Below are 17,777 nucleotides of genomic sequence, written 5' to 3'. Positions count from 1 at the left end.
AAACCTCTAAAAATTTAGAGGTTCTGTTGTTATGTTTAGTTTTTTAACATTTCTTCGATTTTCGCGGCTAATTTCTCTGCATTTGGAAGCATTTCTTTTTCCAATATTAAGTTGATCGGAACGGCTGGTGTATCAAGAGATCCCATCGTTTCTACCGGAGCATCCAGATATTTGAAACAGTTTTTAGAAATACGATGTGCAAAGGCTTCTGCGAATGAATTGTTTAACTGTTCTTCTGTTAAAACGATACATTTTCCGTGAGCTTTTACTCTTTCGAAAACCAATTCTTCATCTAATGGAATTAGGGTTCTTAAGTCGATCACTTCAACTTTTCCATTGAAGTTTTTAGAAGCTTCTTTTGCCCAATAAACTCCCATTCCGTAGGTTACAACCAATAAAGATCTACCTTTTTCAACTTCATTTTTATCAGCTTCGATAATGATTTTCCCTTTTCCGAAAGGTAAAATGTAATCTTCTGCCGGTTCTATTGTTTTTGCATCTTCCGTTCCCGGAACTTTGCTCCAATATAATCCTTTATGTTCAAGCATTACAACCGGATTCGGATCGTAATAAGCTGCTTTTAATAAACCTTTAAAATCGGCTGCGTTACTTGGATAAGCGATTTTTATTCCTTTAATATTCGCTAAAATACTTTCAACGCTTCCACTGTGGTAAGGTCCGCCCCCGCCGTAAGCTCCGATTGGAACTCTGATGATATTGCTTACCGGAAATTTTCCGTTGCTTAAGTAGTTTGATTTTGAAATTTCAGTAATTAACTGATTGATTCCCGGATAAATATAATCTGCAAACTGAACTTCAACAATCGGTTTTAAGCCAACTGCACTCATTCCTGTTGTAGAACCAATAATATAAGCTTCCTGAATCGCTGTATTGAAAACTCTTTTGCTTCCGAATTTCTTACCTAAAGTCACCGTTTCACGGAAAACTCCACCGATTCTTTCACCAACATCCTGTCCGTACAATAAAGCTTCTGGATGCTTCCACATGATCTCTTGGATCGCGTGAATCGCAGCATCAACCATTACAATTTTTTCGCCACCTGCTGGCTCACGGGTTCCAACTTCTTCTGTAATTGGAGTCGGTGCGAAAATATGTTGCATTACAGTTTCAGGTTTCGGATCTTCAGCATTTTGAGCTCTTTGGAAGGCTTCTTCGGCTTCTAATCTTGCCTTTTTTGTAATTTGTTTTAATAATTCTTCGTCAGCGCCAGATTCAAGCAATTGATTTCTAAGGATTTCTCCTGGATCTTTTGCTCTGTGCTTTGTTAAATCTTCTTCGTCTCTATAGAATTCTCTTCTAACTCCTGAAGTATGGTGACCGATCAAAACTGTTTTTGCACAAACAACTAAAGGTTTTCTTTCTGTTCTTACAAAATCAACGGCTTTTTTCATCACTTCAAAACTTTCTGTGAAATCTGTTCCGTCAACTCTCATTCTGCTTAAACCGGTAAATCCTGCGACAAAATCGTACGCATCACAAGTTCTTGCTTCTTCTTTAGTTACAGAAATTCCCCATTCATTATCCTGAACCAAGAAAATGATTGGAAGTTGATGTAAAGCTGCAAATTGTAAAGCTTCACTTACCTCACCTTCAGTCACGGAATTGTCTCCAAGGCTACAAACTACGACAGGATTGTTTTCAAATTGTTGTAATTCGAAATCCTGAATATATTTAATACCTTGAGCAACTCCGGTTGTCGGAATAGTCTGCATTCCTGTTGCAGAACTTTGATGAATAATTTTTGGCATATTTTCATCCCTACTCGAAGGGTGAGAATAATATGATCTACCTCCTGAAAAAGGGTCGTCAGCTTTTGCCAATAACTGTAGCATCAATTGGTAGGGCTCAAAACCAATCCCAAGAAGGATACTTTCGTCCCTGTAATAAGGAGAAACCCAGTCTTCTTTTTTTAATTGATATGCTGTTGCAAGTTGAATAGCTTCATGACCTCTAGAGGTACTATGAACGTATTTACAGATGTTTCTGTTTTCTTCATAAATGTCGGCCATTGCTTTCGCAAGCATCATATGGTTGTAAGCCTTTAGCAAAATATCCTGAGAAACTTTTTCGTGAAGTGTATTTTCCATAGGAAGCAAATATACATAAAAAAACAAAACACTAACAAGTGTTAGTGTTTTGTAGTAATCTATTTATTGTATTGATTATTCTTTGATAACTTTTTTAGAAATTACGTCTTTATCAGTTTTCACTTCAATGATGTAAATTCCTTTAGTGTAAGAAGAAATATCGATTGCTTCTTTGTCGCTATTAATTACGCCATTTTGTAATCTTTTACCAGATAGATCGTAAATAGTGAAAGTAGATTTTTTAGGAGCTTTCAATACGTTTACGATATCTTTAGTAATTGTTGGAGCGATTGCAATACCACTGTCTTTAACAGTTTCACCAGTTGCTAAAACTTGTTGAGAATATCCTGTAACGATGATAGAATAGTTTTGAGGAGCGGCTACACCTGCGTTATTTACCAAAGTACCTTTATTACCGATTTCAATTCTGTAGTCTCTGCCTAGAACCGGAGCATCAATTACCACCTGTTCTACATTGTCAACTGTATTATCACCTTTGATAGCCGGAGTCATTGGAGCTAATGCGTTTAGTTTCCAAGGTTGATAAATTGTACCTGTTACGGTATCAACAATTCTTAGATCTAAATCGTTTACCAATCTTGTTGATCTGTTGTTATACGCAGCAGCCCATGTTAAACTTGCAGGAAGTACATATTCAGGATCTGTCCATGAGATTGTAACCTTTAGTGGTTCAGTACCTGATGCAGTAACTCTTTTCATGTTAGGCGTACCACTCGTTAATGTTTCGTTGTTAAAAATAACAGTATTGTTAGATTTTGCAACTAATATTTCAGCACCTTTTTTAGCATCAATGAATCCCCATCCAAAATGTGGATCTGGTCCAATATTTCCAGCTTCTGCAGCTGAATGTATCATTAACGTTTTAGCTGAAGCAGCATTCAGTTCAGCATTACTGAATAATTGTTTGTTGATTTGTGTCCAAAGTCCAATTACTCCGGTTACAACTGGTGCAGAATAAGACGTTCCGCTACCAACAGTTAAACTTTGACTTCCTGTAGTGTTTTCGGCAGTAGAACCGCTTCCTACGTTTGTTCCAACAGCTGAAATATCTGGTTTGATACCTCCATCATCTCTTGGTCCTGCACTACTATAATCAGAATGCACAACATCAGCAGAAGTTACATATCTGCCACTATTTGCTGTAATGATATCTGTTGCACCAACAACAATAATATTTTTAGCTAAAGAACCAGGTCCGATACAATCATATCCTAAAGAACAGTTATTTACAGGAACTGTATCTGTTGCAGCAAATAGAACTGGAGTTCCAGCAGAATTACGATAATATTTGGGAGCTGTATTTCCAGTTGGTCCCATATTGAAATAATTACCGGAAGATTTTACAATAATATAAGAAGGATTATTATAAACGATCTGATCATAGGTTTGATCATTTGTATAATAAGTACCTTGTAGATCATATGTTTCACCAGCATCATAATAACCTGTCCATAACCAAGCTCCGCTTATTGAAGCATCAGACCACCCAGCATTTACACCATAAGAGTGGTTGGATATTTTTGGTTGTGCAGCTATAATTTTTTGGAAAACTGTACTTGTAGAAGTATTGCCGGGTAAAGTTGTCGTTGAGAAAGCATAAGAATCCATAGTTGAGTTCTTAGCAATACCTTGGAAATTTATCGATCTTGGAGTACCATTGATTGTTAATGTCTGTGTATGAGCTCTTGCACCCATAAACCCTGCAACAGAAGTAGAGTGTGCACTATAATTCATAGTAGTGGCTTCCATATTGGTTATCCTGTTAGGAAGATTGTCGAAGAATGCATGTCCTCCAAATACTCTACCACCATCAAAAATAGTGAATTTAATATTTTCTCCGTTAAAAGAACCTGTTAAACCAGCTATTGTACCATTTTGAAGAAAATCAGAATTGGAGTTTTTTATTTGATCCATATCCTCAGCTTTAAGAAAATATGGTAATCCATTTGGCGTAAATCCGGCTAAGTTACTTCTCTGCTCTTCAATTTCTTTTAAAGCTTCCGGTGACCTGTTTGCTCCGAAATGCTTTGAAACATAAGAGTCAAACTTTGCAGTATTCTCTTTGTTTTGTTTTTCAAACTCTCTTTTTAATCCTTCATTGTTTTGCGCACTTAATAATGTAATTGCCAAAGTGCCGACCAAAAGTAAATGTTTCTTCATAACTTTTTAGTAAATTTTTAAAAACGGTATATCAAGCAAATGTATATAAAATTATTTATTTGGATTCATTTTATATGAATTAATTTGAAAATAATATTGTTAGGTTTTGAAAACACTCAAAATACCATAAAATTATATCATTCTAATAATTAGAGCTTAAATGAGAAATGTTTAAAATTTATTTGTTTAACTGTTATTTGATTAATTAAATGACATTGCCCAAATGATTTAAATTTTCAAAAAAATGAAGTAACTTTACATTCTCTTTTTTTAATAAAAGCTAGAAAAATTACATGTATTTAGTTTTTGACACAGAAACCACAGGTTTACCAAAGAATTTCAACGCACCACTCTCAGATTCAGACAACTGGCCAAGAATGGTTCAGATCGCATGGCAATTACATGACGATAATGGAGTTTTAATTGAAAACCAGGATTATATAATAAAGCCAGAAGGTTACGATATACCATTTAACGCCGCGAGAATTCACGGTATTACAACAAAAATTGCTAATGAAGAAGGTCGTGATCTACAGGAGATCTTAGAAGAATTTTCTAAAGTTTTAGATAGAGTAAGAGTAGTTTCCGGACACAATGTTGAGTTCGATTACAATATTGTTGGAGCAGAATTATTCAGAAAAAATATAAAAGACAATCTTCAGGAAAAGCCAAAAGCGGATACCATGATTTTAGGTACAAACTTTTGTCAACTTGGAGGAGGCCGTGGAGGAAGATTCAAACCTCCGAAATTGGAGGAGCTTTACGAAAAACTCTACGGAAATAAATTCGATGAAGCTCACAATGCCGCAGCCGATGTAAATGCAACAGCTCAGGTTTTCTTCGAAATGATGAGAATCGGGATCATTCCTGCTGAGGTTCTGAAAACTTCTGAGGATCAATTGGCGTATTTTAAAACGTTATATCCCGATCCTATAAAACCTTTCGGAATTGTTATCAGAAGACAGGTTGCGGATTTCAATAATAAGAAAAAGCAAAGCGACGTTGGAAGTATTGATGATATTGATCTTGGAAGATATTTCAATTTTGATAATCACAGTGTTTTCTCAACGTTGATGGCGACTTCGAGTATCTCAGATTTAATTAAAAAAGCTTCTGACGATAATTTCCCTGCCGTTGGGATGGTAGATATTGGAAATATGATGGGTGCTTTCAAATTTGTTTCGGCAGTTGAAGGTGCAAATGGAGACAGAGCAAAAAAACATAAAGAATTTTTAGCAAAAAAACAGGAAGCGGAAGAAAACGGAACTGAATTTAATGAAGATGAACCTATTTCTGAGCCTTTAATCCCTGTTGTTGGCTGTGAATTTTATATTTCAGACCGTTACGAACAGAAGCAATTTACCAAAGATGATCCGGACAGAAGAACGCAGGTTGTTCTTTTAGCTAAAGATTTTGACGGATATAAAAATTTAGCAAAACTTTCAAGTATAGGATTTTTAAAAGGATTTTATTTTGGAGTTCCGAGGATCAGCCGAGAATTGATTGCTCAATATAAAGAAGGGCTAATTGCCCTGACTTCCGGAATCAACGGAGATATTCCCGATGCAATTTTAAATACAGGGGAACAAAAAGGGGAGGAGCTTTTCAAATGGTGGAAAGAAACTTTTGAGGATGATTTTTATGTTCAGATTCAAAACCATAATCTTCCAGAAGAAGAGCATTTAAATGATGTTTTATTGCATTTTGCAGATAAATACGATGTTAAAATTTTAGCTCAAAACGAAACTTATTATACGGATAAAGACGATTCCAATATTCAGGATATTGTAAGCTGTATTAAAGATGGAGAAAAACAAACAACGCCTGTAGGAAAAGGTTTTGGTAAGAGAAGAGGTCTTGTTTCTGGAGAATATTTTATTAAAAATTCTCATGAAATAAAAGAAGCTTTTTTAAATTATCCTGATGCTTTTGATGCTTATGAAGAATTTACAGGAAAATTTAAACCTTATACTCTAAAAAGAGACGTTTTACTTCCAAAATTTGATATTCCAGAAGAATTTATTTATGCAGAAGATGAAGTTGACGGCGGAAAACGTGGTGAAATGGCGTATTTAACGCATTTAACTTACGAAGGAGCAAGAAAAAGATATGCCGATACAGGAATTACAGACGAAATTAAAGAACGTCTTGATTTTGAGCTTGAAGTTGTTGCTAATACAGGTTATCCTGGTTACTTTTTGATTGTACAGGATTTCTGTAACGAAGCCCGCAAAATGGGAGTCTGGGTTGGTCCGGGACGTGGTTCGGCGGCAGGATCTGCCGTTGCATATTGTACAGGAATTACCAATGTTGACCCCATTAAATACGATTTGCTATTTGAGAGATTTTTGAATCCGGAAAGGATTTCGATGCCCGATATTGATATCGATTTTGATGATGAAGGTCGAGACAAGATTATTAAATGGGTTGTTGAAAAATACGGTAAAAATCAGGTAGCACAGATTATTACTTATTCGGTTTTAGGGGGGAAATCTGCTATTAAAGATGCCGGAAGGGTTTTAGATCTATCAATTCCAGACACGATTAATATTGCTAAACTTATTCCTTCTACACCGGGGATGAATATTGCGAAAGCTTTAGCAAAATATGATAAATTAAAACCTGAAGATCAGATGCTTGTCGATGAGATGAGATATGTTCTGGACAGTCCTGAAGATCCACGTTTTGATGTACTTGCGAGTGCAAAAAAAATGGAAGGATGTATCAGAAATACAGGGATTCACGCTTGTGGAGTTATTATTACGCCGGAGGATGTAAGTAATCTGGTTCCTGTGACGATTGCTGCTAAAGATGCCGATATTTTGGTTTCTCAGTTCGACAACTCGGTGGCAGAAAGTGCCGGACTTCTGAAAATGGACTTCTTGGGTCTTCGTACTTTGACGATCATTAGAGATGCTTTAAGGCTGATTAAAGAAAGACATAATGTTGATATCGATCCGGATACAATTCCGCTTGATGACACGAAAACATATCAGTTATTTAAGGAAGGAAGAACGGTCGGGATTTTCCAATATGAAAGTCCGGGGATGCAAAAATACATGAGAGAGCTTAAACCAACAGTTTTTGCCGATCTTATTGCCATGAACGCCCTTTATCGCCCGGGTCCTATTAAATATATCCCAAACTTTATCAACAGAAAGCACGGAATTGAAGAAATTGTTTACGATTTACCCGAAACTGAAGAATATTTAAAAGAAACCTACGGAATTACCGTTTATCAGGAGCAGGTAATGCTTCTGTCTCAAAAATTGGCCAACTTTACAAAAGGTGAAGCCGATACATTGAGAAAAGCGATGGGTAAAAAGCAGATCGATGTATTGAATAAAATGTACCCGAAATTCATCGAAGGTGGTAAGAAAAACAACCTTGCCGAAGATCCGTTAAATAAAATCTGGAATGACTGGAAAGCCTTCGCAGAATATGCCTTCAACAAATCTCACTCTACCTGTTATGCCTTAATTGCATATCATACAGCTTATTTGAAAGCAAATTACCCCGCAGAATACATGGCGAGTGTAATGAGTAACAACATCAACAATACAGAATCGATTACCATGTTCATGGAAGATTGTAAAAGTATTGGGGTGGACGTTTTAGGACCTGATGTTAATGAATCTCAATATAAGTTCTCAGTAAACGAAAAAGGGCAGATCCGTTTCGGGTTGGGAGCGATTAAAGGTATTGGAGAAGGTCCAAGTGAGGGAATTACGAGAGAAAAAGCCAACGGAAGATTTAAAAATATATATGATTTCTTTGAAAGGATTTTACCTTCTCAAATGAATAAAAGAGTAGCGGAAAGTTTAGTATTGGCCGGAGCTTTTGACGAATTGGATTCTTTCCACCGTGGTCAGTATTTCGATATTGATATGGCTGGAAGAACGAATTTGGAACGGTTAATAAGATATGGACAAAGCTTCCAGGAAGGAAAAAACGAGATGGAACATTCTCTTTTTGCCGATTTTGCTGATGAAGTTCAGATCGAACAACCCAAATTAGCACCTTGCCCGGAATGGCCAAACATGCACAAGCTTAATAAAGAAAAAGAAATCATCGGTTTCTATCTTTCTGCGCACCCTTTGGATGAGTTTAAATATCATTATCAATTCATGCAGGGGCAACTTTCTAAAAAAGCGGTTTTAGAAAAGGATGAAGAGGAAAAAGTTGTAGCAGAAGTTGTTCCGATCCTTGAAAAAGATACTGTTGATGAGGTCGCAGATCTTATAGAAATTGTTTCTGATGAATTGTCTATCGGTGAAGAGGAAATTATAGAAGAAGTGACCAAAAAAGCCGAGCCAAAAGGTAATTTTTCATTCTTAAATCTTGATGAAGTTGATGCTTACAAAGAGCAGGCTTTTGCCAATAAGGGAGAAGAATTGTTTGAGGAAAAGAAAAAAGACTGGAAAACTTTACAAAAAGAAAGAGAAAATGGAGGTGCCGGAAAAGAATACACGGTTGCCGGTTTGATCACGGAATATGTAGTAAAAGATGGTTTTAAAAGTGGTGAAAAAGTAGCTTTTGTTACATTAGAAGATTATTCGGGATCGTATTCTTTCCGATTGGGAGACAGAGATTATATGCGTTTGAAAGAGAAGCTTGAAGTACAGCGTTTTGTTATATTTAAAATAAAATTTGCCCAAGTGAAAGACGGACGTGTTTTCGTGAATGTAAATGATGTAATTGAGCTTCAGGAAGCCTTTGAAAGATTTGCAAAAAGTATTTCGCTGGTGATGGATGTGATGGATTTCAGGCCTGAAGATCTTGATTTTTTCAGAACAGTACTCGATAGAAACAAAGGAGATCAGAAATTGAAATTTTTCATTAAAAATATTGAGGATGATTCTCATTTAGAATTACAATCTATGAAACATTCGGTGGATCTCAACGGTGATTTGATAAAAGAAATACAATTACTCAACAAATATGAGTTTTATCTCAACTAATTTGAATAAAAATAGAGTTAAAAAAGTGGCGTAAGTCACTTTTTTTGGTTATTAATATTAATGAATTGTAGTTTTTAACTAAAATTTAATACTTCATAATTTTCAACTTATCTGCTTGTGTTTGATTTAAAAAATTCGCTACTTTTTACGTTAACTATTTGGTAATTAATAATTAATAAATAATTCATATAAGGAGGATAATTTTAATTAGTTCAAATGTTTGTTTAATTATTGATAATGAATTAGTTAAATTACTTTTCTTAATGTAAAAATTTATGATATTTTTTGATATTAATTGAATAAATTTTCTACATTTACCCTCTAATTTTTATTTTACTACGTATGAAAAAACTTTTACTCACGTGCCTATTCTTTATGATAGCCACAATCGTGAATGCTCAAATTACTTTGGGTAGTGGAACGACTACAGGAGCGTATCCCATAGCTTCCAATTGGGGGTATAACTATACTCAGCAAATTATTTCTAAAACAAGTATTAACGCCGCCGCCGCGGGTAATATTACTGGTTTAAAGTTTTATTTACCAGCCGCTGCAGTACTTGATAAGTCAAATCAATGGGAGGTTTTTGTAGGGCATACCACTCTTACTGCTTTTGCTGGAACGACAGCTGCTAGCTGGATTGCCACATCAGCAATGACTCAGGTATTTACAGGAACTATCACTAATAATGCAGGAGTAGTTGAAGTTACTTTTACAACTCCATTTGCTTATAATAATACTGATAACCTTGTTATTGCAGTACATGAAAATAAGCCAGATTTTAATTCTTCATCAGACTATTTTTACACATCTGCGTCAGGTACTACAAACAGCAGTATGTATTATAGAAATGACACTACGGATTTTAACCCGGCAGTACCTGTTGCTGCAGGAGGGCGTGCAGCTACTTTATCTAATGTTACTCTTTTAGGACTTCTGCCAGCTTCAGCACCGGTTTGTCCTGTGGTTTCTGCTCCTTCTGCTGCTGCAACAGGCGTTTCTGTTTTGCCTACCATTACTTGGGCGGCTTCAGCTTCTGCATCATCTTATAAGATCAGTATAGGTACTACTCCAGGTGGTACAAATGTTATGAATATGACGGATGTAGGGAACGTAACAACTTATACATTAGGGACTGCTCTTAACTTTAGTACTCAGTATTACTATACAGTTTATGCAACTAATGTGGTAGGGAACTCAACGGGATGTGCAGAAAGAAGCTTTACAACAGCTTCATTAGCTTGTCCTTCAGTTTCTTCTCCAACTGCTGCCCAGACAGGATTATCTGTAAAACCTACATTTACTTGGTCTACTATTGCTGGTGCAACTGGTTATAGATTAAGTATTGGTACTTCTGCAGGTGCTACTGATATATTAAACAGTTTTGACCTTGGAAATGTATTGACGTATACATTAACAACTGCTCAACAGCTTACTCCAAATACTCAGTATTACTATACAATTACTGCTTATAGCGGTGGTGCTGTATCAACAGGATGTGCTGAAAGAAATTTTAAAACGACTACTGCAGCAATTCCTGCAAATGACGAATGTGCTAATGCTTTGACTGTTTCTGTAAGCCCAGATACAGCTTGTGGTGCTACAACAGCAGGAAATACTTTAGGTGCTACTAATTCTTTAGCAGCAGCACCATGCTCAGGAAATCCTGATGATGATGTTTGGTTTAAATTTGTAGCTACAAGTTCTGCACATATTGTTACATTATCAAATGTGGTTTCTACAGGAACAACTTCTACTACTGACATGTACTTCCAGGTACTAAGCGGAGTATGTGGTTCACAGACAAGTTTATTGTGCTCAGATCCAAATACAGGTACTGTAACTGGTTTAACAGCTGGTCAGACATATTATGTAAGAGTTTATACTTATGCAGGTGCAGGATATAATGCAAGTTTCAATATTTGTATCGGAACACCACCACCACCACCAGCAAACGACGAGTGTGTAAATGCTGTAAGTTTAACAGTTAACCCAGATTTAGCTTGTGGTGTTACAACTGCAGGTACTACGCTAAGTGCTACTAACTCTAACGTAGCGGTTGGTACTTGTACAGGTACTGCTGATGATGATGTTTGGTATTCTTTTGTTGCAACTTCAACTGCACATGTTATTACTTTATCAAATGTTGTTTCTACAGGTAGCTCATCATCTACAAGTTTATATACTCAAGTGTTTAGCGGAACTTGTGGAACATTAGCAAGTGTTGCTTGTGGTACTACAAATTCTACTACTGTTGGAGGATTAACACCGGGGCAAATGTATTATGTAAGAGCATATAACAGTAATGGTTCAGGGTATAGCAATAGCTTTAGTATCTGTGTTGGAACTCCACCACCGCCACCTGCGAATGATACTTGTTCAGGAGCCGTTGCTTTAACAGTTGGTAATAACTTTGCAGCGAGCCCTTTAACAACTTCAAATGCAGGAGCAACGACAGATGGTACAACATCATGTCAGACTAGTAGAGGAGATAATGTTTGGTTCTCAGTAGTGGTGCCTGCAAGCGGAAGCATTACAGTAGAAACTAAAGGGGTTACAGGATCAGGATTATTAGATACAGTTCTTTCTGCTCATAGCGGAACATGTGGATCATTAACTTCAGTAGGTTGTAATGATGATAGTGCTGCGGGAGGTGTTTATTCATTGTTGTCATTAACAGGGCAAACTCCAGGAGCAACTTTATACTTTAGTGTATGGAGATATACAGGAACTGCAGGAGGAACAAGTACAAATGGACAGTTCCAGATTTCAGCTTATGATGCTTCAGTTTTAGGAACTTCAGAAACTTCTGGTGCTAAAAACAGTATTAAAGTATATCCAAATCCTTTCGCTGATGATCTTACTATTTCAGATATCTCTAAAGTGAAATCTGTTTTAGTAACTGATATTTCTGGAAGATTGGTTAAAACGATCAGCAATCCAGGTTCTACTCTTCATTTAGGAGAATTAAAATCAGGAATGTATCTGGTAACTTTAGAAATGAAAGACGGTACAAAACAAACGATTAAAACAATTAAGAAGTAAATTTCATAACCTATAATTAATTGTATAACGGCTAAATTTTTTAGCCGTTATTTTTTTTAGTTAAATATTAGATTTTAGAGTGCGATATGAAGGTATTATTATTAATTTAGTGGCAAATCAGCAAAATACATTCGTTTATGACAAAATTTTTACTTTCATGTTTATTAATGATAAGCATGACGCTTAATGCCCAGATCAATTTGGGTACAGGAAGTACCGATGTTGGAGTCGCTCCAATAAGCACCTATTTTGGATATTCTTACGTTCAGCAAATTTTCACTAAACAGGAAATTAATGCGAATGCGGCAGGAAATATTACAGGGCTCAAGTTTTATCTTGATCCTACAATGTCGATCGCCAGCTCTTCAGATTGGGTGGTTTATTTAGGTCAAACTGCAAAAACTTCATTTGCTACAGAATCAGACTGGATTCCTGCCGGTCAGTTAACACAGGTGTTCTCCGGAACCGTAACTAACACAAATGGAGTAGTGGAAATTACTTTTGCCACACCATTTCCTTACAACAATACCAGCAATTTAGTAGTTGCAGCCGAGGAAAACTCTGCAGGTTATGATTCTAATGATTATGATGAAGTGATGTATGTTTATCCTTCAGCTCCAAATTCTACCTTGTATTTTAGAGATGATAATGTAAATCCGGATCCTTTTTCTCCATCAGACGGGAACTTGGAACCTTATAAATCTGTGATTACATTTAATGGATTAACTCCAAGCCCAATTCCGGCTTGTCCATTGGTAACATATCCTGGAAATAATTCTATATTTATTCCATTACTACCAACAATCACTTGGAATAATACATCGGGAGCTACAGGATATAAAATTTCTATCGGTACAACTCCTGGAGGAACAGATATTGTTAATCAGCAATCAGTAGCTGTAAACAGTTTTACGGTTCCAACAGCTCTTAATTCAGGTGTTAATTATTATGTAAAAGTTGTAGCTGTAAGTGGAGCAGGGGAATCCTCAGGCTGTTCTGATACGATGTTTACAACAGTTCCTCCACCACCGGCAAACAACGAATGCTCGGCAGCAGTTGCTTTAACTGTAAATACTGATCTAAATTGTGGCGCTGTAAATTCAGGATATACATTGGGTGCTACAGATTCAGGTTTAATTCCTGACCCTTGTTATGGTAATCCGGATGATGATGTTTGGTTTAAATTTGTTGCTACGGCTACCTCTCATAGAGTTTCGCTTTCCAATGTTGTTTCTGTAGGCTCAGATGATGATACAGATACTTATTTCCAGGTATTTGATGGATCTTGTGGATCATTAAACAGTATTTTATGCTCAGATAATACTACATCTACAGTTTCAGGACTTACTGTGGGAGGAACTTATTATGTAAGAGTATACAGTTATTATGGTGCAGGAAGTAACCAAAGTTTTGATATCTGTGTTGGAACATTTCCACCGCCACCAGCTAATGATGAGTGCTCCGGAGCATTGCAGGCAACTACTTTCCCATATAATTATACACAATCTGATGGAGAAGGTGCTACCAATAATGCAGGATTTGTTACAGCTTGTTCTAGTAGCATGAATGACGGTACATGGTTCTCATTTTCAGGTAATGGTAATGCACATGTTATTACGGTAACAATGCCTTCAGGAAGCAATTTTGATCCTGCAATTGGTGTTTATTCAGGTACTTGTGGTAATTTGGTTTGTGTAGATCGTGTTGATAATAGCGGACAGGGTGGTACAGAAACTATTTCGATACCAACAGTTGCCGGAGATAAATATTTTGTGAACGTAGGATATTACAGCGGTTTCTCAGATGAACCTGAAGGAACATTTAATATTAATATTACTAACGGAACATTAGGAACTTCTGAAGTTGCCGGAGCTAAAAACGGTATTAAAGTATATCCAAATCCTTTCACTGATGTAGTAAACATTTCAGATGTTTCTAAAGTGAAATCTGTCATTATTTCTGATATGTCTGGAAGATTAGTGAAAACTATTGATAATCCGGGGGCAGTTATTCATTTAGTAGAATTAAAATCCGGACTCTATTTGATAACACTCACACTGAAAGACGGTTCTAAACAAACCATCAAAGCAATTAAAAAATAATTACAATTAATTCAAATAAAAACGAGACGGCAATTAAGTCGTCTCGTTTTATGTTTAGATTATTTGTCTGGAACAGGTTGTATATCACCCGTATTCATATGTTCAAAAACTGTCGGGAAAAACATCACGAGGATAAAATAAATAATGATCATTAATACAATTAAAGCAAAAAGAATAATTACTAAACTGCTTGGCTTGTTTTTCTTTTTTGGTTCCATGATTTTGCGGTATTTTGGTTAATAGAATAAACTTATAAAAAGTATTAAGCTAATTTCTTGCCACACTGCTTGCAATACCTTGCATCATCATCAATATCTTCATTTCCGCACCTTTCGCATATCTTTTCAAGATTCTGTCTTTTGTTTCTCATTTCGGCAGTTACAATCCCTGTAGGAACTGCAATAATGGAATAACCTGCCAACATCAGAATAACTGCAAAAAATTTACCCATGGGAGTAATCGGGGAAACATCACCATAACCAACCGTTGTCACCGTAACCACTGCCCAATAAATAGATTGCGGAATAGTTTCAAATCCAGGTCTTCCGCCTTCCACCATAAACATCAGAGAACCAACGATTACAGAGAAAATAATTAAAAATAAAAGGAAAATATATATCTTTCTTGAACTGTTTTTTAAAGCTCTCACAATAACAGTTCCATCATTCATAAAATCAAGAAGATTGAAAACCCTGAAAACCCTCAACATTCTCAACATTCTGAAAATTAGGAAATATTTCGTCACCGGAAAGAAAAAACTCAAATAAAACGGAACCAGAGCCAGAAAATCAATAATTCCGAAAAAACTGAAAACATATTGTTTTTTATTTTTTACAACAGCAATTCTGCTAAAATATTCAGCCGAAAAAAATATAGAAATGATCCATTCAAGAATAATAAAGGTATAATGAAACTTTTTATCAAGTTTAGGTACACTTTCCATCATAATGATGAAGGTACTTACAAGAATTAAGGATAATAAAATAATGTCGAATAATTTTCCGAGTTTGGTATCAGAACGGTAAATAATTCGGTAAAGATGCCTTTTCCAGAGCGCGTCTCCGGGAACTAGGTTGTGCTCTCTTTCCATTTTTTTAATGTTTTTTTTAAATTAACAAATAATCGTTATTTTCGTAGCAAACATACAGAATAAAATGACAATAAGTGAAGTAATTTCTAAAATAGAAACGCGTATTCCGTTGCAGCAGGCAGAAGATTTTGATAATGTTGGATTGCTGTGTGGAATTCCGACTCGTAACGTAAGCGGAATTTTAGTTTGTCACGATGCCTTGGAAAACGTTATAGATGAAGCAATTGAGAGAAATTGTAATCTTGTTGTATGTTTTCATCCTATTATTTTTTCAGGATTAAAATCTTTGACAGGAAAAAACTATGTGGAAAGAGCAGTTTTAAAAGCGATCGAAAATAAAATTGCCATTTATGCCATTCACACCGCTTGGGATAACGATTTTTTTGGAGTGAACGCAGGAATTTGTAATCATTTAGGCTTAAAAAACTTGAAAATTCTTCAACCAAAGAAAAATAATTTAAAACAATTAACGGTTTTCGTTCCTAAAGATCATTTAGAACAGGTAAAAGAAGCACTTTTCTCAGCAGGAGCAGGAAGTATTGGCTTTTATGATGAATGCAGTTTTACTATGAATGGAAACGGTACTTTCAGACCAATTGAAGGCTCAAATCCGTTTTCAGGACAGCAAAATATCCGTGAAAATGCAGATGAGAATATGATTTCGGTCATTTTTGAAGGTTATAAACAAGGTCAGATTCTTTCTACGATGAAATCTGCACATCCTTATGAAGAAGTTGCGTATCAGATCTATAATTTAGATAATGAAAACCAACATTCAGGCTTAGGAATGTACGGAGAATTCGATGAAGAGATGGATGAAAAGGACTTTTTGAAGTTTGTAAAAGAAAAATTTAACCTTGAAATCATTAAACATTCAGATTTTAATAATAAAAAAATAAAAAGAGTAGGAGTGTTGGGCGGTTCCGGCGCAAGTGGAATAAAATCTGCATTATCTAAGAAATGCGACGCCTATCTTACGGGAGATATCAAATACCACGACTATTTCTTAGCAGAATCCAAAATGCTGATTTGCGATATAGGTCATTATGAATCAGAGCAATTCGTTACTCAACAATTATTTGAAATTTTGTCACAAAAATTCACTACATTTGCAATTTCGAAATCTAACGAAAAAACAAACCCAGTAAATTATTTCCTTTAGATATGGCAACAAAGACCAACGATATTTCAGTTGAAGAGAAGTTAAGAGCTTTATACGATTTACAGATCATAGATTCAAGATTGGATGAAATCCGAAATACAAGAGGAGAATTGCCAATTGAGGTTGAAGATCTTGAAATCGAGATTGAAGGACTTGAAAAAAGAGCTGAAAAATTTCACGCTGATATCAAAGATCAGGACGATCAGATCAAAACCAAGCATGAAGTGATAAACCATGCAAAAGCTTTAATTGATAAATACAAGTCTCAACAAGACAATGTAAGAAACAATAAAGAGTTTGAAGCATTAGGAAAAGAAATGGAATTCCAGGATCTTGAAATTCAGCTTGCTGAAAAAAGAATCAAAGAATTCGGAGTTAAAATTGCTCACAAAAACGAAACTTTAAGTGAACTGAATACAAAGATCAGTAATCTTAAAAACCACTTAAAATTCAAAAAAGAAGAATTAGATGGTCTTATCTCTGAAACTCAGAAAGAAGAAGACTATTTGATCGAGCAGTCAAAAGAATACGCAGGTAAAATCGACGAGAGATTACTAGCTTCTTATACTAGAATCAGAACAAGTTCTCCTACCGGTTTGGCAGTTGTAGGATTAGAAAGAGGAGCTCCGAAAGGATCATTCTTCACTATTCCGCCTCAAAAGCAAATGGAGATCGCTCAGAGAAAGAAAATCATTATTGATGAGCACTCAGGGAAAATCCTTGTAGATGACGAGTTAGTAATTGAAGAAACTGAAAGAATGAGAACGGTAATTAAATTCTAATTACAGATTTTAATCACTTCTGAAAGTTCAATTCAGATAAAATTAAACTACCAAGCCAGAGCAAAGACATTTTGCTCTGGCTTTTTTATTTCCTAAATTATCATTGCGAGAAGCGCAGCGCCGAAGCAATCTTTCTCCAAACCCTCTCCAATTCTCCAATTCTCAACGCATTAACCCTCCAACTCATTTCTTAGGAGCTTCATCCGGCTTTCCACTCTATCTTTTTGGTGACGGCCTTCGCTTCGCTCCGGCCGCCCCCAAAAAGGATACCGCTCCAATCCGGGCTAGGGTATCGTACATTCTTATTACTTTTTCTCGTAATAGATTTTTTCTCAGACATTAATCA

At 35.8% G+C, this 17,777-nt stretch carries 9 protein-coding genes; 5 read left to right on the top strand and 4 right to left on the bottom strand.

Going from position 1 to position 17,777, the window contains the following annotated elements:
• Positions 1–35: 35 nt before the first annotated feature.
• The gene (locus SB689_RS19590) at positions 36–2,108 is read right to left on the bottom strand and encodes a thiamine pyrophosphate-dependent enzyme (protein ID WP_410693769.1); all 2,073 of its coding nucleotides are present in this window, start codon (positions 2,106–2,108) and stop codon (positions 36–38) included.
• A 75-nt stretch (positions 2,109–2,183) separates the two neighbouring features.
• The gene (locus tag SB689_RS19585; RefSeq protein WP_410693768.1) at positions 2,184–4,289 is read right to left on the bottom strand and encodes a S8 family peptidase; all 2,106 of its coding nucleotides are present in this window, start codon (positions 4,287–4,289) and stop codon (positions 2,184–2,186) included.
• 293 nt (positions 4,290–4,582) lie between these two features.
• Here SB689_RS19585 and dnaE point away from each other — a divergent pair, with 293 nt between their 5' ends.
• The 3 genes from dnaE to SB689_RS19570 all read left to right on the top strand — a co-directional run bounded on the left by dnaE (position 4,583) and on the right by SB689_RS19570 (position 14,397).
• Positions 4,583–9,250, top strand: a complete 4,668-nt coding sequence (dnaE, locus tag SB689_RS19580; RefSeq protein ID WP_410693767.1) for a DNA polymerase III subunit alpha — start codon at positions 4,583–4,585, stop codon at positions 9,248–9,250.
• A 342-nt stretch (positions 9,251–9,592) separates the two neighbouring features.
• Positions 9,593–12,295 (top strand): T9SS type A sorting domain-containing protein, encoded by a 2,703-nt coding sequence (locus SB689_RS19575; protein ID WP_410693766.1) that lies wholly within the window; start codon positions 9,593–9,595, stop codon positions 12,293–12,295.
• A gap of 137 nt (positions 12,296–12,432) precedes the next feature.
• A complete protein-coding gene (locus SB689_RS19570) occupies positions 12,433–14,397 on the top strand; it encodes a T9SS type A sorting domain-containing protein (protein WP_410693765.1) in 1,965 nt (654 codons plus the stop codon).
• A gap of 59 nt (positions 14,398–14,456) precedes the next feature.
• On the opposite strand, the gene SB689_RS19565 is transcribed toward SB689_RS19570, so the two are convergent.
• On the bottom strand, positions 14,457–14,615 hold the full coding sequence (locus SB689_RS19565; RefSeq protein WP_410693764.1) for a hypothetical protein: 159 nt from the start codon (positions 14,613–14,615) through the stop codon (positions 14,457–14,459).
• A 44-nt stretch (positions 14,616–14,659) separates the two neighbouring features.
• A complete protein-coding gene (locus SB689_RS19560; protein ID WP_410693763.1) occupies positions 14,660–15,487 on the bottom strand; it encodes an ion transporter in 828 nt (275 codons plus the stop codon).
• Between the two features lie 64 nt (positions 15,488–15,551).
• Between SB689_RS19560 and SB689_RS19555 the strand changes: the two genes are divergently transcribed.
• Together SB689_RS19555 and SB689_RS19550 are read left to right on the top strand one after the other, a co-directional pair.
• Complete coding sequence (locus SB689_RS19555) at positions 15,552–16,649, top strand: Nif3-like dinuclear metal center hexameric protein (RefSeq protein WP_410693762.1); 1,098 nt, start codon at positions 15,552–15,554, stop codon at positions 16,647–16,649.
• A gap of 2 nt (positions 16,650–16,651) precedes the next feature.
• Positions 16,652–17,431, top strand: coding sequence for a zinc ribbon domain-containing protein (locus tag SB689_RS19550; protein WP_410693761.1), 780 nt, complete (start codon positions 16,652–16,654; stop codon positions 17,429–17,431).
• The last annotated feature ends 346 nt before the right edge of the window (positions 17,432–17,777 follow it).

The sequence above is a fragment of the Chryseobacterium sp. SIMBA_038 genome, from assembly GCF_046535115.1.
In the GTDB taxonomy this organism is placed as follows: Bacteria; Bacteroidota; Bacteroidia; order Flavobacteriales; family Weeksellaceae; genus Chryseobacterium.
This window is presented reverse-complemented; position numbering and strand designations above follow the sequence as displayed.